The organism is Streptomyces sp. NPDC005551, from assembly GCF_042871785.1.
GTDB lineage: Bacteria > Actinomycetota > Actinomycetes > Streptomycetales > Streptomycetaceae > Streptomyces.
In genome coordinates this window covers 358739-383739 of sequence record NZ_JBIAJE010000006.1, presented here as the reverse complement: position 1 = coordinate 383739, position 25001 = coordinate 358739, and the positions used below count along the sequence as shown (strand labels likewise).

At 72.2% G+C, this 25001-nt stretch carries 23 protein-coding genes; 11 read left to right on the top strand and 12 right to left on the bottom strand.

Annotated features, from left to right (window positions below):
- Window positions 1-13: 13 nt before the first annotated feature.
- From ACFYP4_RS19795 to ACFYP4_RS19780, 4 genes are all read right to left on the bottom strand, one after another.
- A complete protein-coding gene (locus ACFYP4_RS19795) occupies window positions 14-1678 on the bottom strand; it encodes a putative T7SS-secreted protein (protein ID WP_358854024.1) in 1665 nt (554 codons plus the stop codon).
- Entirely contained in the window at window positions 1678-2337 is a 660-nt protein-coding gene (locus ACFYP4_RS19790; protein WP_358854023.1) for a hypothetical protein, read from the bottom strand. The genes ACFYP4_RS19795 and ACFYP4_RS19790 overlap by 1 nt, the downstream gene beginning before the upstream one ends.
- Window positions 2334-2861, bottom strand: a complete 528-nt coding sequence (locus ACFYP4_RS19785; RefSeq protein ID WP_388786606.1) for a hypothetical protein — start codon at window positions 2859-2861, stop codon at window positions 2334-2336. The genes ACFYP4_RS19790 and ACFYP4_RS19785 overlap by 4 nt, the downstream gene beginning before the upstream one ends.
- Before the next feature lie 266 nt (window positions 2862-3127).
- On the bottom strand, window positions 3128-4264 hold the full coding sequence (locus ACFYP4_RS19780) for a Ku protein (RefSeq protein ID WP_358854021.1): 1137 nt from the start codon (window positions 4262-4264) through the stop codon (window positions 3128-3130).
- 51 nt (window positions 4265-4315) lie between these two features.
- Between ACFYP4_RS19780 and ligD the strand changes: the two genes are divergently transcribed.
- Window positions 4316-5200 carry a non-homologous end-joining DNA ligase gene (ligD, locus tag ACFYP4_RS19775; protein WP_358854020.1) on the top strand — a complete coding sequence of 295 codons (885 nt, stop codon included), beginning with the start codon at window positions 4316-4318 and terminating at the stop codon, window positions 5198-5200.
- A 385-nt stretch (window positions 5201-5585) separates the two neighbouring features.
- Here ligD and ACFYP4_RS19770 read toward each other — a convergent pair whose 3' ends face one another.
- Window positions 5586-6389: a nuclease-related domain-containing protein gene (locus ACFYP4_RS19770; RefSeq protein WP_358852762.1), complete on the bottom strand. Its 804-nt coding sequence runs from the start codon at window positions 6387-6389 to the stop codon at window positions 5586-5588.
- A gap of 117 nt (window positions 6390-6506) precedes the next feature.
- Between ACFYP4_RS19770 and ACFYP4_RS19765 the strand changes: the two genes are divergently transcribed.
- From ACFYP4_RS19765 to ACFYP4_RS19740, 6 genes are all read left to right on the top strand, one after another.
- Window positions 6507-7013, top strand: a complete 507-nt coding sequence (locus ACFYP4_RS19765; RefSeq protein WP_358852761.1) for a protein phosphatase — start codon at window positions 6507-6509, stop codon at window positions 7011-7013.
- A gap of 108 nt (window positions 7014-7121) precedes the next feature.
- A complete protein-coding gene (locus ACFYP4_RS19760) occupies window positions 7122-7925 on the top strand; it encodes a hypothetical protein (protein WP_388786601.1) in 804 nt (267 codons plus the stop codon).
- Entirely contained in the window at window positions 7922-9238 is a 1317-nt protein-coding gene (locus tag ACFYP4_RS19755) for an ATP-binding protein (RefSeq protein ID WP_388786598.1), read from the top strand. The genes ACFYP4_RS19760 and ACFYP4_RS19755 overlap by 4 nt, the downstream gene beginning before the upstream one ends.
- Window positions 9239-9590: 352 nt before the next feature.
- Window positions 9591-10064: an SH3 domain-containing protein gene (locus ACFYP4_RS19750; RefSeq protein ID WP_358852758.1), complete on the top strand. Its 474-nt coding sequence runs from the start codon at window positions 9591-9593 to the stop codon at window positions 10062-10064.
- A 102-nt stretch (window positions 10065-10166) separates the two neighbouring features.
- Window positions 10167-11534, top strand: coding sequence for an FtsW/RodA/SpoVE family cell cycle protein (locus tag ACFYP4_RS19745; RefSeq protein ID WP_358852757.1), 1368 nt, complete (start codon window positions 10167-10169; stop codon window positions 11532-11534).
- Entirely contained in the window at window positions 11531-12988 is a 1458-nt protein-coding gene (locus ACFYP4_RS19740; RefSeq protein ID WP_388786594.1) for a penicillin-binding transpeptidase domain-containing protein, read from the top strand. The genes ACFYP4_RS19745 and ACFYP4_RS19740 overlap by 4 nt, the downstream gene beginning before the upstream one ends.
- A 132-nt stretch (window positions 12989-13120) precedes the next feature.
- Here ACFYP4_RS19740 and ACFYP4_RS19735 read toward each other — a convergent pair whose 3' ends face one another.
- Together ACFYP4_RS19735 and ACFYP4_RS19730 are read right to left on the bottom strand one after the other, a co-directional pair.
- The gene (locus ACFYP4_RS19735; RefSeq protein ID WP_358852755.1) at window positions 13121-14002 is read right to left on the bottom strand and encodes a hypothetical protein; all 882 of its coding nucleotides are present in this window, start codon (window positions 14000-14002) and stop codon (window positions 13121-13123) included.
- Between the two features lie 59 nt (window positions 14003-14061).
- Window positions 14062-15171, bottom strand: coding sequence for a ferritin-like domain-containing protein (locus ACFYP4_RS19730; RefSeq protein WP_388786591.1), 1110 nt, complete (start codon window positions 15169-15171; stop codon window positions 14062-14064).
- A 153-nt stretch (window positions 15172-15324) separates the two neighbouring features.
- Here ACFYP4_RS19730 and ACFYP4_RS19725 point away from each other — a divergent pair, with 153 nt between their 5' ends.
- The 4 genes from ACFYP4_RS19725 (at window position 15325) to ACFYP4_RS19710 (ending at window position 18675) form a co-directional block, all read left to right on the top strand.
- Entirely contained in the window at window positions 15325-16254 is a 930-nt protein-coding gene (locus ACFYP4_RS19725) for a diiron oxygenase (RefSeq protein WP_358852753.1), read from the top strand.
- Between the two features lie 68 nt (window positions 16255-16322).
- A complete protein-coding gene (locus ACFYP4_RS19720; RefSeq protein WP_388786588.1) occupies window positions 16323-17048 on the top strand; it encodes a TetR/AcrR family transcriptional regulator in 726 nt (241 codons plus the stop codon).
- A 10-nt stretch (window positions 17049-17058) separates the two neighbouring features.
- Window positions 17059-17403, top strand: a complete 345-nt coding sequence (locus ACFYP4_RS19715) for a hypothetical protein (protein WP_388786585.1) — start codon at window positions 17059-17061, stop codon at window positions 17401-17403.
- Between the two features lie 102 nt (window positions 17404-17505).
- Complete coding sequence (locus ACFYP4_RS19710) at window positions 17506-18675, top strand: C40 family peptidase (RefSeq protein ID WP_358852750.1); 1170 nt, start codon at window positions 17506-17508, stop codon at window positions 18673-18675.
- On the opposite strand, the gene ACFYP4_RS19705 is transcribed toward ACFYP4_RS19710, so the two are convergent.
- Genes ACFYP4_RS19705 through ACFYP4_RS19685 form a run of 5 tightly spaced genes read right to left on the bottom strand, consistent with a single transcriptional unit; the run spans window position 18639 to window position 24626 of the window.
- Complete coding sequence (locus ACFYP4_RS19705) at window positions 18639-19901, bottom strand: styrene monooxygenase/indole monooxygenase family protein (protein WP_358852749.1); 1263 nt, start codon at window positions 19899-19901, stop codon at window positions 18639-18641. The two genes, ACFYP4_RS19710 and ACFYP4_RS19705, sit on opposite strands and share 37 nt — an antisense overlap.
- Window positions 19902-19932: 31 nt before the next feature.
- The gene (locus ACFYP4_RS19700) at window positions 19933-20595 is read right to left on the bottom strand and encodes an ATP/GTP-binding protein (RefSeq protein WP_358852748.1); all 663 of its coding nucleotides are present in this window, start codon (window positions 20593-20595) and stop codon (window positions 19933-19935) included.
- Window positions 20576-20974, bottom strand: coding sequence for a DUF742 domain-containing protein (locus ACFYP4_RS19695; RefSeq protein WP_358852747.1), 399 nt, complete (start codon window positions 20972-20974; stop codon window positions 20576-20578). The genes ACFYP4_RS19700 and ACFYP4_RS19695 overlap by 20 nt, the downstream gene beginning before the upstream one ends.
- Window positions 20971-21471 (bottom strand): roadblock/LC7 domain-containing protein, encoded by a 501-nt coding sequence (locus ACFYP4_RS19690; RefSeq protein ID WP_358852746.1) that lies wholly within the window; start codon window positions 21469-21471, stop codon window positions 20971-20973. Before ACFYP4_RS19690 ends, ACFYP4_RS19695 begins: the two co-directional genes overlap by 4 nt.
- Window positions 21468-24626: a nitrate- and nitrite sensing domain-containing protein gene (locus ACFYP4_RS19685; RefSeq protein ID WP_388786579.1), complete on the bottom strand. Its 3159-nt coding sequence runs from the start codon at window positions 24624-24626 to the stop codon at window positions 21468-21470. The genes ACFYP4_RS19690 and ACFYP4_RS19685 overlap by 4 nt, the downstream gene beginning before the upstream one ends.
- Window positions 24627-25001: the final 375 nt, after the last annotated feature.

Sequence of the window (25001 nt, the reverse complement as noted above, 5' to 3'; positions counted from 1 at the left end):
AGATCAGGGCATTCTACTTGAGCTCACGGCACGCCGCCCAGTGCACATTTCCCATTCCGGGCTTCAGCAGTTCGCTCATCGCGGTCTCTTTGCCGACGGTCGTCGAATTCTCGAACACGCTGAAACCTCCGCCGCCCGTCGACGCGGGAGGCGCCAGCGTGTAGTTCGGGATGACATCGCCCGGACCGAACGTCTCCACGTAGCCTCCCGGATACACGCCTCGCTCGACGGTCAGGCCGTTGAGTCCGGGAAGTGCGTCTCCGTGCTGCACGTAGAAGGAGACGTTGGTTCCCTCGGGCACCACGGTTTCGCCGGCTCTGCCTGGGAGATAGCCGTGACCGGCGAAGACCTTCTCGCCGTCCGGACGACCACCGGCCAGCACGCGGTCCGCATAGTAATGGCCCTCCGTGTCGGGCCACTTCTTGTTCACGATCTGCGGGTTGGAGTCACGCAGCGCCTGCATGACGTCCGCACGCTCGGGCATGGGGTCCCCGGAACCTCTGGCCGCCTGACGCTCGAGGCCTTCCCTCGCTCCGCGTTGCGCAGCCGTCTCCAGGCCCTCCTTCGTCGCCATGCGCAGTCCGCCGCGGGCGAGGCCGGCTCCTTTGGTGCCGATGAGTTCGGGGATGAGGCGGCCGACGAACTCGGAGGGATCCTTCTTGAAGCCGTCGACAGCTGCCTGGACGACCCGTTCGGGATGGGAGGCGGTGGAGACCAGGCCGGCCAGCGTCATGTTGACGTTCTGCAGGTAGGCGGCCGGGTGGGTGAGGTTGTACGGGTCGGTCGGGTTGAGGCCGCGGACGAAATTGACCAGTCCGGCCGTGCCCTTGAGAGCGCCGCCGACGACATGGGTGAGTTCGGTGTTCACGGCCTGGTAGCCGTCCACGAAGTCGTTGCCGAGGCGCTCCAGCGGCGGGGGTTCGGCGGGTGCGTGGGCAACGGCCGCCTTCACTTTGCCCTGCGCCTCGGAGGCGGCCGTGTTGCGCTGCCTGCGGGCCTCGGCGAGCTTCTCGGCGGCCGCCTTGACGTCGGCCTTGCCGGGGTCCTTGAACGGCTCGGGCCTCGGACCGGGGTCCTCGTTCGCCTTGATCTTCGCGTTGTAGGCGTCGACCTTCTTGTTGTACGCGTCGGCCGCGTCCTTGGACGCCTTCACGCCCTTCTTGTAGAGCTCCACGGCCTCCTTGGCCTGGCCCTGCGCCCACTTGACGGTGCCCGCGTACGCCTCCAGCGCCCCCGCCGCCGCCTCGCACGCCTCGGACGCCTGTGCCCACTTGGCGGGGTGGACGCCGAACTTCTCCCGGAACGCGGCGCCGCCCTCGCCCTGCCAGCCGGACGAGTCGACCTTCTTCAGGCCCGAACCGACCTTGTCGAAGGCGCCCTGGAAGTCCTTGAGGTGCTTGGCGCTTTCGCGGATCCTGTCCGGGTTGCCGTGGACGAGCTCGTTGGCCTCCTCGGTCTGGCCGAGCTGCTGCTCACCGGGGGTGGCGCCCAGGTCCGAGGCGATCTCGTCGCCCCAGTCCTCCACACTGTCGGCCCAGTCGTGCGCACCGACCTTGTCCAGGCCTTCGCCCAGCTTGTCCGTGGTCCAGTCGACACCCTCCCCGAGCTTCTCCTTGCCCGCGTCGTAGAGGTCCTCGGCGCCGCCCAGAAGCGAGTTGGTGAGGTCTCCGAGTCCCATCAGCCGTCAGCGCCCTGCTGTTCGGCCGCCTTGGCTCGCTCCTCGGGAGACGGGCCGAAGGTGTCGTCCAGGAAACTGTCGTACTCCTGGTCCGACACCCCGAGCGTGCCGTGCAGATTCTCGGGGTTGAGGCCCAGCGGACCGACCGTGTGCGAGGTCATCACGTCCCGGCCCGCGTCCTTCCAGGCCTGCCCGCTGTTGGCCAGCGCCTGGTCGAAGGACTCCTTGCTGTAGTCCACGTCGCCGCCGTAGACACCGGACTTGGCAAGGTCGCCCCAGCCCATCTCCTCCACCTCCTCCTCGGAGGCGTACGGATTGCCGATGGCCGAGTTGGCGACGGCCTTGAAGCTGCCCTCGACGTAGTGCTCGGTCTCGTAATAAGTGCCCGCGGACAGACCCGTCTTCACGGCGAACCCGTTGCCCTCGTTGATCAGCGACCGCACGCCCCATTCCCAGCGTTCGCAGAACGACTTGAAGCCGGCCGTCAGCCCCTCGTGGCCGAGTTCCAGCCCGGACAGGGCGATGTCGCCGAAGCCGCGCCCGGCACCGGCCTCGCCCACCATGCCCAGTTCCTTCAACTCGCCCAGCGCCTCGGTCAGGCCCTGGGCGATCAGGGCGAGCCCGTCCGCCTTGAGATCCTTGCCCCCGTCACCGGTCATGCCACGTCCCCCGTCTCGTAGTCGACTGCCGCCCGGTCGGGAACGACGCCCCGCACCGGCGGAAACACCATCCCGTCCGGCCCGTCCGCGCAGTCCAGCGCCACCCCGCAGGGCACCCCGGCGGCCGGGACCGCGACATCCAGCAACCGCGCGCCGAGGACCGTCTGATACGTCCACTTCCGCGCGAACTCGCCCCGGGCCTGGGCGTATCGCGCCAGCGCCTGCCCGTCGGAGAACGCCAGGATGAAGCGCACCCCGTTCCAGTCGGCGGTCAGCAGCCCGCGTTCAGCGTCCGCCCCGTCCGCCTCACCCAGCGGCACCAGCACCGGCGTGTGCCGGAACTCCTCCAGCAGCTCCGCGAACCGCTCTCTGCGGGCGGCTACTTCAGGATCCTCGGCAACCGGGACCGGGGGCTGCTCGGCCGGTGCCGGGACGTACTTGTCCACGTAGTCGGACAAGCGGGATCTTGGTCGGTGCGCGTTCGCCGTTCTGTCTTCCCCGTTGTTGGACACGATCGCAATCATCACATCGGCGTATCGGCCCGGACAATGAGGGCTTACGAGGCTTTGATCACCGGCCTGACTGCGCCCACCGGGCCCTGGTAGCGGAGCAAGTGCGCTCCAGGGACTCGCGTTTCAACTCGCGGCCGTAGGGACACGGCCCGGCCGGGACGAGACGAAGTGACGGCCGGCGGTGGTCCCGAAGGGTCGCGCCATGTGCCTGTCGCGCGTGGCGCCTGCGGGCGCAGCGGGGCGTACTCGTGCTGCGCCTCACCGGGACGCGGTGGACTTCAGGCCGATGCGCGCTTGCGGGGTGCGGCCTTTTTCGCCGCGTTCTTCGTTCCGCTCTTCTCCGCGGACTTGGCCGTGGTCCCGGTCGTCTTCTTCGCGGCCGTCTTCCCGGCCGCCGTCGACTTCTTCTCCGGGGCCTTCTTCGCGCCTGTCGTCTTCGTGGCCGTCGTCTTCGTGGCCGTTGTCTTCGCCGCCGTCTTCTTGGCCGCGGTCTTCTTCGCGGCCGACGTGGACTTCTTTCCGCCGACGTCCTTCGGGGCGGCCTCGGCCGACTTCCGCGAGGTCTGCTTGCGGGGCGACTGCTTGCGGGCCGTGAGGTGCGTGACCTCCGCCTCCTCCCCCGCCGGGGTCTCCTCGCCGCGGGACTCCTTGGCGGCGCGCACGCTCTTCTCCAGCGCGGCCATCAGGTCGAGCACCTTGCCGCCGTCCCCTTCCCGGGCGGGCGGACCCGTCACCTCCTCGCCGGACGCCTTCGTGGCGATGAGTTCCTCGACGGCGTCGCGGTAGTCGTCGTGCAGATCCTCCAGGTCGACCTCGCCGAGGGTGTCCATCAGAGCGTCGGCCAGGTCCAGTTCCTGGTCGCGCACGGTGACGCCGGTCTCGGGGGCGACGCCCTCGGGCGCCCGGATCTCGTCCGGCCAGAGCAGGCCGTGCATGGCGATGACGTCGTCGACGACGCGCAGCATGCCGAGGCGCTCCCGCCCGCGCAGGGCGAACTTCGCGATGGCGACCTTGTTGCTGCGCTTCAGCGCCTCGCGCAGCAGGGTGTACGGCTTGGCGGCGGGGACGCCGTTCGCGGAGAGGTAGTACGCCGTGTCCATCTGGAGGGGGTCGATCCGGTCGGCCGGGACGAAGGCGACGATCTCGATGGTCCGGGCGGTCGGGATCGGGAGCTGGGCCAGATCATCGTCCGTGATCGGGATGATCGTGCCGTCGGCGTCCTGGTAGCCCTTGCCGATCTCGCCGGTCGTGACCTCGCGGTCCTCCAGTTCGCACACCTTGCGGTAGCGGATGCGGCCGCCGTCCTCCAGGTGGATCTGGCGGAAGGAGATGGAGTGGCTCTCCGTGGCGTTCACCAGTTTGATCGGGATGCTGACCAGGCCGAAGGAGATGGCGCCGTTCCAGATGGATCTCACGTGCCGCACCTTTCAGGTCGATATCACCTGGTTTCGTGGGATTCTCATCGTATGACGCCGATTACCGAGGTGGAGGGGCGACGGCTCGCGCTGAGCAACCTGGAGAAGGTCCTGTATCCGGCGACCGGCTTCACCAAGGGCGAGCTGTTGCACTACTACGCGACGAACGCGGGCGCCCTGCTGGCGCACCTCCACGCCCGGCCGCTGTCCTTCCTGCGCTACCCGGACGGTCCGGACGGCCAGGTCTTCTTCGCCAAGAACGTGCCGCCCGGTACGCCCAGCTGGGTCACCACGGCCGAGGTCCCGCGTTCGGAGGGCCCTGCCCGGATGGTGATGATCCAGGATCTGCCGAGCCTGATGTGGGCGGCGAACCTCGTCACGGAGTTCCACACGCACCAGTGGCGGATCGAGACGCCCGGGTGCGCCGACCGGATGGTCTTCGACCTCGATCCGGGGGCGCCCGCCACCGTCGTCGAATGCTGCGAGGTGGCGCTGTGGCTGCGGGAGCGGCTGGCGGCGGACGGGATCGAGGCGTACGCGAAGACGTCCGGTTCGAAGGGGCTGCACCTGCTGGCGGTGATCGAGCCGACGCCGTCCGACGAGGTGTCGGCCTACGCCAAGAAGCTCGCCGTGGAGGCGGAGGCGGCGCTGGCCGGCCGGGTCACCCACCGGATGACCCGGAGCCTGCGGCCGGGGAAGGTGTTCGTCGACTTCAGCCAGAACGCAGCACGCAAGACGACGGCGACCGCGTACACCCTGCGGGCCCGGACCGAGCCGAGCGTCTCCGCGCCGGTGACGTGGGACGAGGTCGCGGACTGCACGGACCCCAGCCACCTGGTCTTCCTGGCCGCGGACATCGAGCCCCGCCTCGCACGGTACGGAGACCTGCTGGCACCGCTGCTGGACCCCGGGCACGGGAGGCCGCTCCCGAAGTGAGCGGCCTCGCGCGGCCGGGGGCACCCTTGCTCTGGCGCTTGAGTCCATGCCCTCCGCAAGCCGAACGGCCCGCACCCGCCCGCCCGCCGAAGGGGCCGTGCCGGTACATCAGATGCCCGTTGCAGGTCGGGCGGACAACCCCGGTTCACCCCCGTCACCAGCGTGCACGCCCGACATGCAACGGGCGGATGCACCGGCACGGCCCCGACCCACCCACCGGGGCCAGGCGCCCCACCCACCGGAGCGAAGGCGCGACGGGACGGACCCACCCACCGGAGCCAGGGCGTAACCGGACGGACCCACCCACCGGAGCCAGGGCGTAACCGGACGGACCCGCCCCGCCGGAAAGCAGGCGCGGCACCCGCACCGCTCACACCCGTACCGCTCACACCCGCATCCACGTCCCCCGGTCCCGTGCCATCGCGTGCAGTGCCTCGACGTCCGCCGGTTTCAGGACGCCGCCCAGGCGGGCCAAGGACGGCACGTCCGCATCCCGCAGGATGCGGACCGCACGCGGCGGAGCGGTCACCGCCACCCCGGCGGGTTCGGCCAGCACCAGCACGGGCCTTACCTCCGCCGTCAGGGCGTACGACGCACGGTCCGCCTCCGCCCGCACCTCCCGCAGCAGCGGCTGCGGCTCCCGGCGCCCCACCGTCACCATCGGGTCGGCGACGAACACCCGCTGCCTGCGGGCGTACAGGGTCCGTACGGAGAACAGCCCGCCGGGACCGATCACGAGGTGGTGGAGACGGTCCCCGCCGGGCAGCGGCACCGAGTGCAGCGTGTGCCACCCCGCGCCGTCCAACTCGTCCAGCGCCTCCCCGACGGCCTGCTCGACGGCCAGCGCCCGCCGCCGCGGATCGGGCCGCAGCCGGTGCGCGGGCCCCGGATCACGGTCGAGGGCGATCAGCAGCGCCTCGCCGGGCCGGTTCGGCGCCAGGTCGTCGTCCGGGTGCAGGGTGAGGCGGGCGAGCTCGGCGGGCGTCGGGACGGGTGGCGGTCCCACCGTCACCGGCCCGGTGAGGAAGGGGCCGAGCGCGTCGAGCACGTCCTCGCGCCGGTCCTCGCTGAGCACACTCACCCGGGCCGCCTCACGGTCGTACCAGGCGACGTTGCTCCCGTCCGTACGACAGACGTACAGCCGCTCCTGGCCGTGCCGCCAGGTCGGTATGACGCGCAGTCCGCTCATGCACCATCACCCCATGACCATGGGAACAGGAGGGGTGCACCAGGGGCAAGAACCCCGTTACCTTTGGCAGGAGTCGGCCGGGCCCGAGGCTGGGGACCGCCATGGGGGGAGGCACCTTTGCGGACCCGCGGGAAGCATTCCGACGTACCGGCCCCGGACAGCGCCTGGAACGAGATCGTCCCCGGCCTGTGGATGGGCGGCCACGAGTTCCGGGCACACCCGGGACAGCACGAGTTCGCGGTGGTCCACGACGAGTTCGACCTGGTCCTGACGCTGCTGCGGCTCCCCGGACACGGTCCGGACCCGGGCGTGGAGCACCACGTGTGGCCGATCCCGGACGGCCCCCTCGACGGTACGCAACTGGCGGGCGTGATGCGTCTGGCGCAGTCCGCGTGCGAGGCGCTCGACGACGGCAGGCGCGTGCTGGTCCGCTGCTGGCACGGTTACAACCGGTCGGGGCTCGTCGTGGCGCACGCCCTGATCCGCGCGGGTCGCGCCCCCGACGAGGCGATCCGCCTCATCCGTACGCGCCGCTCGCCGTGGGCACTGCACAACGAGCTTTTCGTGGAGTACCTGCGGTCAGGCCTGGCGACGGCCCGGCTTCTCGAGGAACTCGCCGAGTAGCGCGGCGCCCCGACCCGGCGCACAAGGGGGGTTTCCTGCCGAGGAGCACCGTACATAACGCGCATAAGGTGGACCGGACCGTCGCGTCGCCCCGCACCCAGGAGCCCAGTGACACCGGACCGCCCCGCCCACCCCGCGCACTGCCCCGACCACCCCGCGCACCGCCCCCACCCCAAGCACCGCTCCCGCCCCGCGCTCCCTCACCGCCGCGCCACCCTCGCCCCGGCCGCCGCCCTCGCCGCTCTCCTCCTCGCGACCGTCACGGCCTGCGGCGACCCCGGCGACCTGCGCGGAGCCGGTTCCACGCCGACGGCCGTCGGTCCGACGCGGCTGTGGCCGGAGGTTCCGCCCGCCTCGACGCCCGCCCTCGACTACGGCGAGGCGGACACCGAGAAGGTCCGGGGAGTCACGGCGCCGGGCGACGACATCCACCGTGTGGACCCGCTCGACGTGGTGCGCGCCGAAGTGGCCGCGCACCCGGACCAGTACAGCGGCCCGCACGCCTCGTACGGCGAGACGGCGGACCGGCTCGACGACTGCGGCGGCGGGGCCGCACACGGCGGAAAGTGCCCGGTCCTGCGCGCCTACTACCGGGACCTCACCGGCGACGGGAAGGACGACATGGTGCTCGGCATCCGCTTCCCCGGGAACCAGCTGGCGGTGCGGGTGTACACGTTCGTGGGGCACGAGCTGGTCCAGATCATGGGCACCGCGGACAGCACGGCCGGCGTCGAGCTCGCGGGCCGGGCCGTGATCATCCGCTCGCCCTCGACGCTGCCGGGTTACGAGTACCGGACGGTGTGGACGTGGGACCGGCACCAGCACGCGATGCTGGCGACCCGGGACGAGATCCTGCGCGTGGGCACCCCGGCGCCGAGCGGGTCGCCGGTGCCGTCGGCGAGCGCCTCGTGAGACCGGCCCTGCCGCGGTGGACGGCCACCCTCACCGGGAAGGCGGCGGCCTTCATCACGGTGATGTGCTGCGCGCTGGCCGCGCTGCTCGGGCTGCTCGTGCACGTGTCGGTGACCAACCACACCGTGGGCGAGGCCCGGACGCAGGCGCTGGACCGGCTCACCGCGGCTACGGCGTCGTACGAGGCGGGGGACCGGCTGCCGCCGGGCGCCGGAGTCGACCCGCCGGGGCTGCCCGCGCGGCTGAGAGCCCTCGCGGCGGGCGGGCGGCGCGGCACGATGGTCGGTGAGCACGACCCGCGCCCCACGATGTGGGCGGCGGGACCTGCCGAGGAGAGACACGCGCTGGCCGTACGGGTCGACTACGCGCAGGGCGCCCGCACGATCGACGCGCTGGACGACGCGATCGTGTGGTCCTCGGCGCCGGCCATCGGCGCGACGCTGCTGGTGGGCGCGTTCGCGGTGACGCGGGTGACCCGGCGACTGCACGGGACGGCGCAGGTGGCCCGGCGGATCAGCGCGGGGGATCTGGACGCACGGGTGGACGATCCGCGTACGAAGGATCCGACGCGGCGCCAGGACGAGGTGGCCGCGGTGGCCGGTGCGCTGGACACCATGGCGTCGACGCTGCAGGGCAAGCTGCTGAGCGAGCAGCGGTTCACCGCGGACGTGGCGCACGAGCTGCGCACCCCGCTGACCGGGCTGCACGCGGCGGCCGAGCTGCTGCCGCCGGGCCGCCCGACGGAACTGGTCCGCGACCGGGTCGCCGCCCTGCGCACGCTCACCGAGGATCTGCTGGAGATCTCGCGGCTCGACACCGGGGGCGAGCGGCCCGCCCTCGACGCGATGCGGCTCGCTGCGCTCGCGGGGCGGGTGGTGAGGGAGTCCGGCACGGAGATCCGCGTGGTGCGGGACGTCTGGGTGGAGACCGACCGGCGTCGGCTCGAACGGGTGCTCGGCAATCTGGTGGCGAACGCGCACAAGCACGGGCGGCCCCCGGTGGTACTGACCGTCGACGGGCCGGTGGTGACCGTGCGGGACCACGGTGACGGGTTCCCGGACTACCTCGTGGCGCACGGACCGCAGCGGTTCCGCACGGAGGGCGGTGCCAGGGGGCACGGGCTCGGCCTGACCATCGCGGCCGGCCAGGCCGAGGTGCTGGGGGCACGGCTCACCTTCGGCAACGCCGCGGACGGCGGAGCGGTCGCGACGCTGACGCTCCCCCGGGCCGGGACGGGGCCCCCGCCGACGGGGCCGGAGGCGCCGCCGGACCTCGCCGCGCAGACACCGGACACCGACCCTCAGGACCGCTGACCCGCCGCAGGACCGCTTGGACCGCCCCTCAGGACCGCCGACCCGACCTTCCGGACCGCTGATCCGACCTTCCGGACCTCTGACCCGACCCCCTGGACCCGCGACCCGACCTTCCGGACCGCTGACCCGACCCCCTGGACCGGTGATCCGACCTGATCCGACCTGATCCGACCCGACCCGACCCGACCGCAAGGTCATGCCCTGCCCCGCCCCACCCAGCGCCCGCGCCTCGCGCCCCGCGGCTGTCGAGACCCCTCCGGGTGTCTCCGATGGCGCAGCAGGACGGGCGTACCGGCGGCGCCCCTCCTAGTGTGGCGAACAGTCAGCTTCGCCTCGTTCACGGAGGAGCCCCATGACTCTGCGGTCCACGCGCGCCCACCTCGGCACAGTCGCCGCCGGCGGCGCCCTCGCCATGCTGGTCGCCACGACCGCCGCTGCCGTCGCCGACGGCCGGGACTCCCACTCCGACTCCGGCGAGAGCCAGGTCAGCAGCAGCCAGGACCACAACGACACCCAGGGCTGGAACGAAGGCGGCCAGGGCTGGAACAACATCGGCCGCGACTGGAACCACGACGGCAACCACAGCCCCAGCCTCTACACCGGCCGGGTCACGGCCCGGGGCGGGCTGGTGCTGCGCGACGCGCCGGCCCGCGGCAGCGCGGTCATCCGCGTAGAGCCGTACGGCGCGACCGTCCACATCCTGTGCAGGACGAGTGGCGAGCGGGTCGGCCACGACAACCTCTGGTACCTCCTCACGGACGGCACCTGGGCCTGGGGTTCGGCGAAGCACATCGACACCATCGGTGCGGCCCCCCGCCGGTGCTGACCACGCCACCCCGGCGCGCACCGCGCTCCGAGGCAGACCGCGTTGGCCCGTTTGTAGCGACATAACAGGACATCGGGGTCCCACGCTTGCTACGTTCCGGACATGATCGAGGCCGGAACCACCGTGGCAGCGGATCCGCCCACCTCCGCCGTACGCCTGCCCCGGCGCCGCGGCGTCGAGTTCACCCTCCTCGTGGTCGCCGTCCTGCTCTCGGTGTACGGCTACTGCGCCGTCGGTCTCGCGCAGCACGGCACCCTCCCGCCCGGCGCCGCCGGTTACGGCGCCGGGCTCGGCGTGCTAGCGCTGCTGGCCCACATCGCGGTGCGCCTGCGGGCGCCGTACGCGGATCCGGTGCTGCTGCCGATCGCCGTGCTCCTCAACGGCCTGGGCCTGGTGCTGATCTACCGGCTCGACCTGGAGACGCCGCACGACCAGGCGGCCACCACCCAGCTCGTCTGGTCCACGCTCGGCGTCGCGTTCTTCATCGTGGCCGTCGTCGTGCTGCACGACCACCGGGTGCTCCAGCGCTACACCTACGTCAGCGTGGTCGCCGCGCTCGCCCTGCTCACCCTGCCGATCTTCTTCCCGTCCGTGAACGGCGCCCGGATCTGGATCAGGGTCGCGGGCTTCTCCTTCCAGCCGGGCGAGTTCGCGAAGGTGCTGCTCGCGGTCTTCTTCGCCGGCTACCTCGCGGCCAACCGGCACGCGCTCGCGTACTCGGGCCGGCAGGTCTGGCGGTTCACCCGGCTCCAGCTGCCGACCGGGCGGGTGCTCGGGCCGATCGTCGCGATCTGGCTGCTGAGTGTGGGCGTGCTGGTCCTGGAGCGGGACCTCGGCACCTCGCTGCTCTTCTTCGGCCTCTTCGTGATCCTCCTGTACGTCGCCACGGGCCGCACGGGGTGGATCGCGGTGGGGCTGCTGCTCGCGGTGGTCGGCGCGGTCGCCGTCGGCCGGCTCGAACCGCATGTGCACAGCCGGGTCGAGGACTGGCTGCACCCCTTCGCGTCGATCGAGGCGGGCCGGGGACCCAACCAACTGGCCCAGTCGCTCTTCGCGTTCGCCGCGGGCGGTGTGACGGGCACCGGTCTCGGCCTGGGGCACTCGATCCTCATCGGCTTCGCCGCCAAGTCGGACTTCATCCTCGCGACGGCCGGTGAGGAGCTGGGCCTGACCGGGCTCTGCGGGATCTTCCTGCTGTACGCCCTGCTGGTGGAGCGCGGCTACCGGGCCGGCATCGCCCTGCGCGACCCGTTCGGGCGGCTGCTGGCGATCGGTCTCGCCTCGATCCTGGCGCTGCAGGTGTTCGTGATCGCGGGCGGGGTGACCGGGCTGATCCCGCTCACCGGAATGGCGATGCCGTTCCTCGCCCAGGGCGGCTCCTCGGTCGTCACCAACTGGATCATCGTCGCGCTGCTCATCCGGGTCAGCGACTCCGCGCGCAGTCAGTACGACGGGACGGAGGCGCCGTGACCCGCTACATCCGCCGGGCGGCGGTGCTGTGCGCGGTGCTGTTCGTCGCGCTCGTGGTGAACGCGGTCCGCGTCCAGCTCGTCGAGGCGCCGTCGTACGACGACAATCCGGCCAACCGCCGGGGGACGATCGCGCGTTACGGCCAGCCGCGCGGGGACATCGTGGTCGGCGGCGCGCCGGTCACCGGGTCCGAGGACACGGGCGAGCAGCTCCGCTACGAACGGACGTACCGGAACGGGCCGTTGTACGCGCCGGTCACAGGTTTCGCCTCGCAGGTGTACGGGACCTCGCTGCTGGAGAACGCGGAGGACGGCGTCCTGTCGGGCGCCGATCCCCTGCTGGCCCCGCTCCCCCTGTGGAACGGCTTCACGCGGGCCAGGAGTCCGGGCGGTGAGGTGATCACCACGATCCACGCGGCGGCGCAGCGGGCTGCGTTCCGCGGACTGGGCGCGCGCCGGGGTGCGGTGGCCGCGATCGAGCCGTCCACCGGACGGATCCTCGCGCTGGTCTCGGCGCCCTCGTACGACCCGGGACAGCTGTCGGGCACCGGCGCGGCGGTGAAGCGGGCGTGGGCGCGGCTGAACGGCGACGAGGCCAGGCCGATGCTCAACCGGGCCATCCGGCAGACGTATCCGCCGGGTTCGACGTTCAAGGTGGTGACGGCGGCGGCGGCGCTGGACTCGGGCACGGTGACCGACCTCGACGCGCGGACCGAGTCCCCGGACCCGTACACGCTGCCGGGGACCACGACCCGGCTGACGAACGAGGTGTCGGACTGCCGGGACGCCTCCCTGCGCTACGCCTTCGAGTGGTCCTGCAACACGGTCTTCGCGAAGCTCGGCGTGGAGGTGGGGCTGGACGAAATGACCAGGTCGGTGACGAACTTCGGTTTCAACGACCGCGAGTTGCGGATTCCGTTGTCCGTCGCGCCGAGCAACTTCGACACCCGGCTGGACCGGGCGCAGCTGGCGTTGTCGTCCATCGGGCAGTTCGACACCCGGGCGACCCCGCTGCAGATGGCGATGATCTCGGCGGCGGTGGCGGGCGGCGGCTCGGTCAAGGCGCCGTACCTGGTGGAGCGGACGACCACCGCGGCGGGCACCCCGGTGCGGACGAAGGGCACGAGGACGCTCCGCCAGGCGATGCGGCCGTCCACCGCCGCGAAGCTGCGGCAGATGATGACGGACGTGGTGCGGAAGGGCACCGGCGCGAACGCCGCGATCCCGGGCGCCACGGTCGGCGGCAAGACCGGTACCGCCCAGCACGGCATCGGCAACTCCGGTACGCCGTACGCCTGGTTCATCTCCTGGGCGCAGGCGGCTGACGAGATGCAGCCGGCGGTGGCGGTCGCGGTGGTGGTGGAGGACGCGGCGGCCCGTCGCGGGGACATCAGCGGCGGCGGGGACGCGGCGCCGATCGCCAGGGCCGTCATGGAGGCCGTGCTCGACTCGTGAGCGCGGGCGGGCCCGGGCGGCGGCTGCGCCGCCCACTGCCACCCACCCGGCGGACACTGGTCCCGCCGGGCCGACGAGAGCGACGGGCCCGGCCCCGTTCGCCGTGGCGTCCCGTGACGCCGCGGCTGCCGCTCAGCCGATCGGCTTCCTGATCTCCGAGCGCACCTCGACCGCGGTCTTGGCGGCCGCCTCCAGGTTCACGTCGGAGGGGTCCTTCGTCATGCTCTCCGCGGTGATCTCGGCGACGGAGGCGCCGGTGTTGCCGTCCACCCAGCCGCACATCGGGATGGTCATCGTCGTGCCCAGCTGGTCCTTGGTGAGCACCTGGCAGGTGATCGTGGTGTCCGAGCCGGCGGGCTTGAAGTCCTTCGGCGGTACGGCCACTTTGGCGCCGTCGGACTCGGCGGCGCCCTCCATCATCTTGTCGCGGGCGGTGCCGGTGTTCTTGAACCGGCCGTACATGCCCGAGATGACCAGGTTGCCCTTGGTGGTGTCGCCGCCGACGCTGTACTGGCCGACCACGGCGGTGACGTCCCGCGCGTCCCAGGCGCCGTCCGCCTCGCCCTCGACCTTGGAGCCCTCGGAGTCGGAGAGGTCCTGGCCGAGTTCGTAGCGCTCGTCGAGCAGGGTCTTGGGCAGCGTGAGCTTGAACTCCGCGTCGGGGAAGCCGCTGTCGGTCTTCGAGCCGATCACCGCGAGCCCCACGACGATCACGACGACGAGGGCGACGACTCCGCCCACGATGCCGAGGACGAGACCGACCCGGCTCTTCTTGGGGGGCGGCGCCATCGGGGGCGCACCCCAGCCGTAGGGCTGCTGGCCGGGCTGGCCGGGCTGACCCGGCTGCCCGTACGGGGCTCCCTGCGGCGGTCCGTAGGGCGCGGCCTGCTGGCCGTACGGGCTCGGGGGCGGCTGCTGACCGTAGGCCGGCGCGGGCGGCTGTCCGCCGTACGGGCCCTGGGGCTGCTGCCCGTACGGGTTCTGCGGATGCTGGGGCGGTGGAGGCGTGGACACGCCAGAACCGTACTCCAGACGGGTGGACGGCGGTGACCCGGCCGGAAGTCGCCGGAACGTCAGTCCTCCGCGGCCCCGGACTCGATCGCCTCCCGTACCTCCGCCACCCGCTCCTGCTCCTCGGCCGCGAACCGCTCGGCGTCCAGTTTCTCCGCGATCTCCTCGTCCTGGGCCATCAGGAGGTCGAGGTTCGAGTCGCCCATCTCGAAGACGCCCATGTCAACGTACGCCTGCTGGAGCCGCTTGCCCCACAGGCCGATGTCCTTGACGCAGGGGACGATGCGGCTGAACAGCAACTGCCGGAACAGGTGCAGGAATTCGGACTGTTCGCTGTACTCCGCGGCCTCGGCCCTGGGGATGCCGAAGTTCTCCAGGACCTCGTCCCCGCGCAGCCGGTCGCGCATCAGGTAGCAGCCCTCGATGACGAACTCCTCGCGCTCGCGCAGTTCGGCGTCGGTGAGCTGCTTGTAGTAATCGCGCAGCGCCATGCGGCCGAAGGCGACGTGCCGGGCCTCGTCCTGCATGACGTAGGCGAGGATCTGCTTGGGCAGCGGCTTGTCCGTGGTGTCGCGGATCATGCCGAAGGCGGCGAGCGCGAGGCCCTCGATGAGAACCTGCATCCCGAGGTAGGGCATGTCCCAGCGGGAGTCGCGCAGGGTGTCGCCGAGGAGCGCCTGGAGGTTGTCGTTGACCGGGTAGAGCATCCCGATCTTCTCGTGCAGGAAGCGGGAGTAGATCTCCGCGTGGCGGGCCTCGTCCATCGTCTGGGTGGCCGAGTAGAGCTTGGCGTCCAGGTCGGGGGCGGACTCGACGATCCGGGCGGCGCAGACCATGGCGCCCTGCTCGCCGTGCAGGAACTGGCTGAACTGCCAGGACGCGTAGTGCTTGCGCAGCTCGCCCCTGTCCCGGTCGGTCATCTTGGCCCAGTAGGGCGTCCCGTGGAGGGTCATCGCCTCGTCCGGGGTGCCGAGCGGATCGTACGGGTCGACCTCCTGGTCCCAGTCGATCCGCTTCCGGCCGTCCCACTGCTTGTCCTTGCCCTTCTGGTACAGGGCGAGGAGGCGGTCGCGGCCGTCGTCGTACTCCCAGCTGAAGCGCGCGGCTCCGGCGGCCGGCACGCTCCACAGAGGGTCTCCCGCGTTCATGGCATAGAGCTCATACGTCGGCATACCTGGCAGGCTCACACGAGGCGGACCCGGGGTCAACAAGTCGCGCACAGGGGATTGACGAGCTTGCTGACAAGCAGTCTCATAAGACGTGACCGCCGGTAACCCTGGTGTGCCCGGCTCCTGTTCATCCGGTACGACGAGGTGGGATCAGTCATGACGACAGTCACGGAAGCCGATGTGCTGCGCGACGCGCTCGGCCTGCTGAAGGACCGGGAGCAGGTGGCCGAGCGCCTGCTCGACTCTTCCGCCAAGCACTCCTTCGACCCGGACAAGGAGCTGGACTGGGACGCCCCGTTCGAGCCGGGCAAGTGGTTCTGGCCCCCGGAGCTGGTGTCCCTCTACGACACCCCCCTGTGGAAGCGGATGAGCGAGGAGCAGCGCATCGCGCTCTCGCAGCACGAGGCCGCCGCCCTCGCCTCGCTCGGCATCTGGTTCGAGATCATCCTGATGCAGCTGCTGGTGCGGCACATCTACGACAAGGCGGCGACGAGCGCCCACGTGCGGTACGCGCTCACCGAGATCGAGGACGAGTGCCGCCACTCCAAGATGTTCGCCCGCCTGATCAGCCGGGGCGGGACGCCCCACTACCCGGTCAGCCGGGCGCACCAGAACCTGGGCCGGATATTCAAGACCGTCTCGACCACGCCCGGTTCCTTCACGGCCACCCTGCTCGGCGAGGAGGTGCTCGACTGGATGCAGCGGCTGACGTTCCCGGACGAGCGCGTCCAGACCCTGGTCCGCGGCGTCACGCGCATCCACGTCGTGGAGGAGGCCCGCCACGTCCGGTACGCCCGCGAGGAGCTGCGCCGCCAGATGATGACGGCGCCGCGCTGGTCGCAGGAGTTCACCCGGGTCACCTCCGGTGAGTTCGCCCGCGTCTTCTCGCAGGCCTTCATCAACCCCGAGGTCTACACGAACGTGGGTCTCGACCGGCGCGAGGCCGTCGCCCAGGTGAAGGCCAGCGGTCACCGCCGCGAGGTCATGCAGACCGGCTCCAAGCGCCTGACCGACTTCCTGGACGACATCGGAGTGCTGCGCGGGGCCGGACGCCGGCTGTGGAAGTCGTCGGGACTGCTGGCGTAGCCGTGTCCGGGGAGCCGCGCCCCGCGGTCGCGGCGTGCCCGCGGGCGAACACGGTTACGCTGCCCGACATGACCCCGCAGGCCTCCACCCCCGCGTACCGCAGGCTGAGTGTCGAGCAGCGGCGCAGTCAGCTGCTCGACGCGGCGCTGTCCCTCTTCGCGCACCGCGCGCCGGAGGAGATCTCGCTCGACGACGTGGCGGAGGCGGCGGGGGTGTCGCGTCCGCTGGTCTACCGGTACTTCCCCGGCGGCAAGCAGCAGCTGTACGAGGCCGCGCTGCGGTCCGCCGCCGAGGAGCTGGAGCAGTGCTTCGCGGAGCCGCCCCAGGGGCCGCTGACCCGGCGGCTGTCGCGGGCGCTCGACCGGTACCTCGCCTTCGTCGACCAGCACGACGCCGGATTCAGTGCCCTGCTCCAGGGCGGCAGCGTCGTCGAGACCTCGCGGACGACGGCCATCGTGGACGGGGTGCGGCGGGCCGCCGCCCAGCACATCCTCACGCACCTGGACGTGGCGGATCCGGGGCCGCGGCTGCGCATGACCGTCCGGATGTGGATCACCTCGGTCGAGGCGGCCTCGCTGATCTGGCTCGACGAGGACAAGCAACCGCCGCTGGACGAGCTGCGCGACTCGCTCGTCGAGCAGTTCGTGGCCGTGCTCGCGGCGACGGCCGGCCGGGACCCGCAGGCCGCCGCCGTGGTGCGGGCGGCCCTCGCCATGGAGGCGGCGGACGGGCCCGTGGGCGCGCTGGTCCGGCGTGTGCTGCCCGTGGTCGGCGACGCGGCGCACCTGCTGTGACACTGGGGGCGTGAAGAGCGAAGACACCCCCTTCGAGGGCGGCCCGCTGGACGGCCGCGTCCTGCCCGTCCTGCTCGGCATGACCGGACACCCTCCGAAGGTGTACCGCGTCCCGGTGCCGGACGCCGCGGGGGGCCCGCCGACCGTCCTCGTCTACCGCCGCGTCCAGCGCCCGCCCAGCGGACGGTTCGCCCTGCATCCGGGGTGGAAGTACGCGTACGACCCGGCGGGCGGGAAGGGCCGCGGCCTGAAGTGGCCGTGGTCCAGGCCGGACCCCGCCCCGGACCGGGGCACCGGGAAGGGCACGGAGCACGGTGCCACGCCGACCGGCAAGCCGGACGACGCCGACGAGTGACCCCGTTGGGCCGAACCGCCCACCTTCCGCGCGCGGGCCGCGCGCAGGCAGCCGATCCTCACGGTGCGGGACGGAAACACCGCCCCCCACGGAGGTGATGACTTGTCAGGACGGCTTCTGCACCTGGTCTGTACGGCCGCGGTGGCGGCCGGAGCGCTGTTCGCCCCCTCCCCCGCCCTGGCCGCACCCGGACCCGGCACCGGTTCCGCCGCGGCCGCGACCGCGCCGGACGGCCGTTCCCTGGCCGCCCTGCTGACGGACCTTCAGAAGCTGTACCGGCAGGCCGAACAGGCCACCGAGACGTACAACTCGACGGAGGAGCGGCTGCGGGCGAAGCGGGCCGAGGCCGCGCGGCTGGAGAAGGAGCTGGCCGGCGCGCGGCTCTCACTGCACGACAGCAGGGGCGCCGCGGGACGGCTGGCCCGCCAGCAGTACCAGAACAGCAGCGAGATCTCCCCCTACGTACGGCTGCTGCTCGCCCGCGATCCGCAGCGCGCGCTCGAAGAGCGGCACGTGATCGGGCAGCTGGCACGGCAGCGGGCGGAGACCGTCGGCCGGCTCACCGTCGACGAGAGGCGCAGGGACGCCCTGGCGCGGGCCGCGCGCAAGGCCCTGGACGACCAGCTCACCCTCACCGAGCGGCGGAGGAAGGACCGCGACAGGGTCAGGGGAAAGCTGGCGGAGGTCGAGGAGCTGCTCGCCTCGCTCAGCGCGGACCGGCTGGCGGAGCTGGCCGAGCTGGAGGAGACGGGGACGGCGAAGGCGCAGCGGACGTTCATGGCGTCGGGTGCGCTCAGCAGCGGGAGCACCCCGTCGCGGGAGGGCGGCAAGGCGCTCCGCTACGCCGTACGGCAGCTGGGCAAGCCGTACGCGTGGGGTGCCGAGGGCCCGCAGTCGTACGACTGCTCGGGACTGACCTCGCGGGCGTGGGAGCACGCCGGGCGGGCCGTGCCGCGCACCAGCCAGGAGCAGTGGGCCCAGCTGCCGCGGATCCCGCTGGCCGAGCTGCGCCCGGGAGACCTGGTGGTCTACTTCCCCGAGGCCACGCATGTCGCTCTCTACCTCGGCGACGGCATGGTGGTGCAGGCGCCGCGGCCCGGCGCGCGGATCAAGGTGTCGCCGATCGCGGCGAACCCGGTGCTGGGCGCCGTGCGGCCCGACCCCGGCGGGGAGCCCCTGCGGCGGTACACGCCGCCGGAGCTGCCCCGGGACGCCGGGGACGGGTCCGACGAGGGTTACTCCTTCGCGGAGCCGGTCACCGAGGCGAGGTAGGCCTCCGTCTTCGCCGGCTCGAAGAAGAAGTTCTCGAAGTCCGCCGGGTCGTTGAAGCCGTTGGCGATCCGGTCGGCGACGGGCGGGAGCTGCCCGGCGGCGCCGATCAGGTTGAGGACGTGCTCCGGCGGGACCCCGAGCATGGCGTTGGTCCACTTGGTGACGTGCTGGGCGGTGTCCCAGTAGCGGTCGAAGGTGGCCTGCATCCAGGCCTCGTCGAAGGGCTGCTCGCCGCGCTCCAGGATGGAGGCGAGGTAGGCGGCGGCGCACTTGGACGCCGAGTTGGAGCCCTGGCCGGTGATCGGGTCGTTGGCCACGACCACGTCGGCGACGCCGAGGACCAGGCCGCCGCCGGGCAGCCGGCCGATCGGGTTGCGGACGGTCGGGGCGTAGCGGCCGGCCAGGGTGCCGTTCGCGTCGGTCAGCTCGACCCTGGTGGCGCGCGCGTACTCCCAGGGCGTGAACTTCTCCATGAGTTCCAGGGTCAGGGAGAGGTGCTCGGCGGGGTCCTTGACGCCGTTGAAGACGTCGAGCGGGCCGCCGGGAATGCCCTCCCAGAAGAGGATGTCGGCGCGGCCCGAAGTGGTGAACGTCGGCATGACGAAGAGCTCGCCCACGCCGGGGACCAGGTTGCAGCGGACCGCGTCGACGTCGGGGTGCTCGGGGCGCGGGCCCAGCCCGTGGACGTAGGCGACGGCGAGGGCGCGCTGCGGCTCGGTGTACGGCGAACGCGCGGCGTCGCGGCCGAACATGGAGACCAGCTCGCCCTTGCCGGCGGAGACCAGCACCAGGTCGTAGGTGCGGGAGAAGTAGTCGAGGTCGGAGACCGCCGCGCCGTGGATGACGAGCTGGCCGCCGCGCTGGGCGAACGTCTCCATCCAGCCGGCCATCTTCACGCGCTGGTCGACGGACTGGGCGTAGCCGTCCAGCTCGCCCACCCAGTCGACCGCGCGCTGGGTGGGGCCCGGGTCGTGCGATCCGGGTGCCGCCACCGAGACGCCGAGGCCCTCGATCTTCGGGGCCTGGGACTCCCAGAAGTTCAGCTGGAGGTCGCGTTCGTGCTGGAGTGCCGTGTCGAACATGCACTGCGTCGACATGACCCGGCCGGACCGGATCTCGTCCGCGGTCCGGTTGGACATCAGGGTGACCTCGTACCCGTGCGACTGGAGGCCGAGGGCGAGCTGGAGGCCGGACTGGCCGGCTCCGACGACGAGTATCTTCCGCATGCGGGTCCTTAACTGTGCAAGTGCGTACGACTTATTCGGGGGTGACGTCGAGTGCGTGGCCGACCAGGGCCAGCAGGGTCTCCACGACCGAGATCCGGCGCCGCGCGTCCATGATCATGACAGGTATGTGCGCGGGCACCGTGAGGGCCTCGCGCACGTCCTCCGGCTCGAACCGCTCGCTGCCGTCGAAGTGGTTCACGGCGACGACGTACGGCAGTCCGCAGCTCTCGAAGTAGTCGAGCGCCGGGAAGCAGTCCGTCAGGCGGCGGGTGTCGGCGAGGACCACCGCGCCGATCGCCCCGCGCACCAGGTCGTCCCACATGAACCAGAAGCGCTGCTGCCCGGGCGTGCCGAAGAGGTAGAGCACCAGGTCGTCGTCGAGCGTGATGCGCCCGAAGTCCATGGCCACCGTGGTGGTCAGCTTCTCCGGGGTCGCGCTGAGGTCGTCGGTGTCCTCGCTGGCCTGCGTCATCAGCGCCTCCGTCTGGAGGGGCGTGATCTCGGAGACCGCAGTGACGAGGGTGGTCTTGCCGACACCGAAGCCGCCCGCCACCACGATCTTCGTGGCGATCGGGGCGCGCGTCCGGTCGGTCTGCCAGGCCTGGAGTTCCTCCTCGGGCTCGACGAGGCGGAGGACGTCGGTCTCGACGTCCGGGGAGACACCTGTGGTGGCGTCAGAGACGACGGAGTCCACTCAGCACCCTTTCCAGCAGTGCGCGGTCCGGCTGTCCCGGGCCGTGACCTGTTCCGTACACGCGAATCCTGCCCTGGTCCGCCAGGTCGCTCAGCAGCACGCGGACCACGCCGAGCGGCATCTTGAGCAGCGCGGCGATCTCCGCCACCGTCCGCATCCGGCGGCACAGTTCGACGATGGCCCGCATCTCCGGCATCACCCGGGTGGCGAGGGAGCCGTTCGTCAGTTCCCGGCGTTCCTCGGGTGCCTCCAGCGCCGCGACGAACGTCTCGACGAGCAGCACGTGCCCGAAGCGGGTACGGCCGCCGGTGAGGGAGTAGGGGCGCACGCGGGCGGGTTTGCGGTCGCCGCCGCGGACCGGAAGCCTGGTCGTACTCATCGGGCACTCCCCATCGACTCGGTCTCCAGGGATCGGCGCAACTCGGTGCGGAGTTCGGGGGTCAGCACGTGTCCGGCGCGGCCGACGAAGAGCGCCATGTGGTACGCCACCACGCTCATGTCGCAGTCCGGGGAGCCGTGCACTCCGAGCAGGGAGCCGTCGCTGATCGACATGACGAACAGGCTGCCCTCGTCCATGGCCACCATCGTCTGCTTGACCCCGCCGCCGTCCATCAGCTTGGCGGCGCCGATGGTCAGGCTGCCGATGCCGGAGACGATGGTGGCGAGGTCGGCGGCGGACCCCTTGGGGCCGCCGCTCCGCTCGCCCGCCGTCCGGGCCTCCGCGTTCCTCCCGGGGTCGGAGGAGAGCAGCAGCAGGCCGTCGGAGGAGACGACCGCGACCGACAGCAGGCCCGGCACCTCCTCGACGAGGTTCGTCAGCAGCCAGTGCAGGTTGCGGGCCTCACTGCTCAGTCCGAAGGTACTGGGCGCGGTCAACTGCTTGCCTCCTCGACTGTGCCCCCCGTGGCTGGTACGTCGTGTGCCGCGGGTACGGCGTCCGCCTCGGGCGCCCTCGTCTGCGAGGTCTCCTCGGCGATCTCCGCCTCGACGTCGCGGCGGCCCTCCAGCGCACCGCGGTGGAATCCGCCGAGCCTGCGGCGCAGGGCCTCGGCGTCCACCCCTCCGGTGCGCTGCCTCGGGGCCGGCGCGGGTGCCGAGATCTTCGGCGTGCGCTTGGGCAGACCCTTGGCGGTGACCCGCTGCGGCTCGTCCGCGACACGGTCGTGGGTGTCGGGGCCGATGGCGTAGGGGCCGGTGGTGGTCCGGGCGGGGAGGCCGGCGTCCGTGGGGGGCTCGGAGCCGGCCTCTGCCGTGGTCTCGGGCTCCGCCGCGGGGGCGGAGGCGGGGGGCTCGTCCGCCGGGGATTCCGGCGCCAGCAGCTCCATCGTCGTCTCCGAGGGCCGCTCGGCCCGGGAGACGTTCTCGCCGTCGCGGGGGGCGTCACCGGCACGGGAGGCGTGCGGGGCGGCGTCGGCACGGGGGTCCCCCGACGCGTCACGGGTGCGGAACTCCGGCGCCGTCCCGTCGGCTGCGCCCGGCTCCCGTACGTCCTCACCGGCGCCGGGGGCGGGTACGGCGGCGTGGTCGGAGCGGGGGGCCCGTACGGCGTGGTCGGCGCCGGGCTCTCGTACGGCTCCGTCCGAGCCGGACTCTCGTACGGCCTCGTCCGTGCCGGGCTCTCGTGCAGCCTCGTCCGTGCCGGGCTCTCGTACGGCCTCGTCCATGCCGGACTCTCGTGCAGCCTCGTCCGTGCCGGGCTCCCGCGCCGGCCCGTCGGGCGCCGCGTGGGCGCGTACCGCCTGTTCGGCCGCGGCTATGAGCGGGTCCCCGGCGGTGGGGGCCCCGGAGGCCTCCGCAGGGTCGGGTGTCGCGGTGGGCGCGGTGGGCGCGGTGGTGGAACGGCCGTGCAGGACGTTGGAGTTGGCCTCGGCGTCGACACCCGGCAGGGACAGCGCGGGGGCACCGCCGAGGGCCGGCGCGGACGCGGTCCCGGCGGGCGCGGCGGCGGCCGGCGCGGCGGCCAGCAGCGCCTTGGGCAGCACGACGACCGCGGCGACGCCGCCCTGCTTCTGCTCGCGCAGGTTCACGCGCACGCCGTGACGGTGGGCGAGGCGGGCCACCACGTACAGACCGAGGCCGAGTCCCTCGCCGCTCTCCTCGTCGTAGGCGTCGTCCGGATCGAAGTCGGCGAGCCGGGCGTTGAGCTGCTCCATCCGCTCGGTGGTCATGCCGATGCCCTCGTCCTGGACGGAGAGCATCACCTCGCCGCTCTCCAGGAGCCAGCCGGAGACCTCGACCGCCATGTCGGGCGGGGAGGACGACGTGGCGTTCTCCAGCAGTTCGGCCACCAGGTGGCTCAGGTCGTCCGCGGCGAAGCCCGCCAGGTGCGCGTGCGGCGGCAGCGCGGCGATCCGCACCCGCTCGTACCGCTCGATCTCGCTGACCGAGGCCCGTACGACGTCGACCAGCGGGACCGGGCCCGCGTGCTGCTGGATGTGCTCCGCGCCGGCGAGGACCAGCAGGTTCTCGCTGTGCCGCCGCATCACGGTGGCGAAGTGGTCGAGCTTGAAGAGGGTGGAGAGGCGCTCGGGGTCCTGCTCGCGCTCCTCGAGCTTCTCGATGACGGCGAGCTGCCGCTCGACGAGGCCGAGGGTGCGCAGCGCCAGGTTGACGAACGTGCCGTGGATGCTGTGCCGCACCTGCTCCAGGTGGGCGGTGGCCGCGGCGAGTTCCGTGCGCAGCCGGGCGCGCTCGTCGGCCATCGTCTGGCGCTGGCCGATGAGGTGCTTGCGGTCGGCCTCGAGGGTGGCCTGCCGTTCGTGGAGCGCCGCGGCGTGCGCGCGCAGCGTGTTGACGGACCGGACGACCTGCGCGAACTCGTCGTTGCGGCCGGTGAACTTGACCGGCTCCTCGGTGGCCGGGTCGGCGGCCACCCGGGCCGAGCCGATCCGCAGGACCGCCAGCGGGCGGGTCAGCGTGCGGGCCATCGCCGTGCTGACGCCGACGGCGACCAGCAGCAGCGCGCCGAGGAGGGCGACGCGCAGTTCGAGGCCGGTCACGTCGTCGTCGCGCAGCCGGGCGAGTTCCTTCGTGCGGCGGTCGTTGAGCGAGGCCTCGACGCCGCGCATCAGCTCGACGCGGGCGGAGAGGGCGGCGTCCAGCTTCTTGACGCTCGTGCCGAGTTCGTCGTCCGAGAGTGTCGGCTGGTCGGTGAGGGTGGCCAGGTACTTGTCCGCCGAGGTGACGTCGGGTCCGTTGACCGTGGAGTCGTACGAGGCGCGGGCGGCCTTGGGCGCGGTGTCGCGGAAGTCGGAGAGGGCCGCGTCGGAGCGCAGGCGGGCCTGCTGGGCGGCGGCGCTGAGGGCGTCACGCTGCTTGGCGTCGGTGTCCGACGAGCTCTCCGAGGTGGTCGGCAGTCCGGTGACCGGGTCGATGGAGGTCCGCGTGGAGCGGGGGACGGCCAGCGCCGCGAGAAGCAGCCCGCGGGTGGACGCGGCCTGCTGGACGGCGGTGTCCAGTTCGGCGAGGGCGTACGCGCCGGAACCCGCGCGGGGCGGCACCAACTGCGCCAGTTCCTCGGCCAGGCCGTGCAGTTCGGTGATGGCCTCGGAGTACGCCTGGTGGGCTTGGAGAGCGGTGCTCTTGCCGGTGAGCGCCGCCCTGCGCACGGCCGCGACGGCGTCGAGGTTCTTGCGCAGTCCGGCGGGGGCGTCGGCGTCCGCGCGCAGCTCCTCGACCTGCCGGTCCACCCGGGCGCTGCGCTGCTCGGAGGGCGCCCTGGTCTTGGGGCGTCCGGCGGCGATGTACGGGACGACCTCGTCCCGTTCGTCGGCCAGCGAGTGCGCGAGGGTGAGCGCCTCCTGCGTCTGCCGCGCGAACGTCACCAGGTCCTGGGAGTCGCTCAGTCGGCCGGAGGCGGCGAGGACGGTCGGAGCGCCCGCGCCGGCGATGGCCGCCGCGACGACGGCCACGGCGACGATGAGCCGGTTGCGTACGTGGGCGGGAGCGCCCCTGCCCGCGGAGTCGGTGGCGGCGTCGCCGGTCGCACCTTCCTTGGAGGCCGTCTGCTTGCCTGTGCGCCGAGGCCGCATTTTCTGCACCGGTGCTCGCATTCCTGTACTCGTGTACCCATGGGCCCGGGTGACGTTCCGTCAACTGGGGCGATCGCCGCCCGGTACGGCTCCCGACCCTCCCAGTGCCGGTGGGCAGTGGTCCCGCATCGTCCGAGCCGCCACCCGAAGGAGTGAACATCGGCGAGGAGTTGGCGGGCAAGTTCCCGCGGCGCTTGCCACGGGCCCGCGCGGCGGGCCGGTTGGACGTCGGCGGCGCGCTTTGGCAGTATTCGCCGCCACGCTTCGCCGGAGTCGATCATTCCATGCCAAACAGGGCGCCTGACCTGCCCGTCGACGCCCGCGCGGCGGTCGGCGCCGCCCCTCGCACGAGGTGTGAAGGGCTCGTGCAGACTG

Excerpts from the sequence above, each read along its gene's own strand:
- ACFYP4_RS19795 (WP_358854024.1), bottom strand. The coding sequence starts at position 1,678 with ATGGGACTCGGAGACCTCACCAACTCGCTTCTGGGCGGCGCCGAGGAC.
- ACFYP4_RS19790 (WP_358854023.1), bottom strand. The coding sequence starts at position 2,337 with ATGACCGGTGACGGGGGCAAGGATCTCAAGGCGGACGGGCTCGCCCTG.
- ACFYP4_RS19785 (WP_388786606.1), bottom strand. The coding sequence starts at position 2,861 with ATGATTGCGATCGTGTCCAACAACGGGGAAGACAGAACGGCGAACGCG.
- ligD (WP_358854020.1), top strand. The coding sequence starts at position 4,316 with ATGACGCCGATTACCGAGGTGGAGGGGCGACGGCTCGCGCTGAGCAAC.
- ACFYP4_RS19770 (WP_358852762.1), bottom strand. The coding sequence starts at position 6,389 with ATGAGCGGACTGCGCGTCATACCGACCTGGCGGCACGGCCAGGAGCGG.
- ACFYP4_RS19750 (WP_358852758.1), top strand. The coding sequence starts at position 9,591 with ATGACTCTGCGGTCCACGCGCGCCCACCTCGGCACAGTCGCCGCCGGC.
- ACFYP4_RS19745 (WP_358852757.1), top strand. The coding sequence starts at position 10,167 with ATGATCGAGGCCGGAACCACCGTGGCAGCGGATCCGCCCACCTCCGCC.
- ACFYP4_RS19730 (WP_388786591.1), bottom strand. The coding sequence starts at position 15,171 with ATGCCGACGTATGAGCTCTATGCCATGAACGCGGGAGACCCTCTGTGG.
- ACFYP4_RS19725 (WP_358852753.1), top strand. The coding sequence starts at position 15,325 with ATGACGACAGTCACGGAAGCCGATGTGCTGCGCGACGCGCTCGGCCTG.
- ACFYP4_RS19720 (WP_388786588.1), top strand. The coding sequence starts at position 16,323 with ATGACCCCGCAGGCCTCCACCCCCGCGTACCGCAGGCTGAGTGTCGAG.
- ACFYP4_RS19705 (WP_358852749.1), bottom strand. The coding sequence starts at position 19,901 with ATGCGGAAGATACTCGTCGTCGGAGCCGGCCAGTCCGGCCTCCAGCTC.
- ACFYP4_RS19695 (WP_358852747.1), bottom strand. The coding sequence starts at position 20,974 with ATGAGTACGACCAGGCTTCCGGTCCGCGGCGGCGACCGCAAACCCGCC.
- ACFYP4_RS19685 (WP_388786579.1), bottom strand. The coding sequence starts at position 24,626 with ATGCGGCCTCGGCGCACAGGCAAGCAGACGGCCTCCAAGGAAGGTGCG.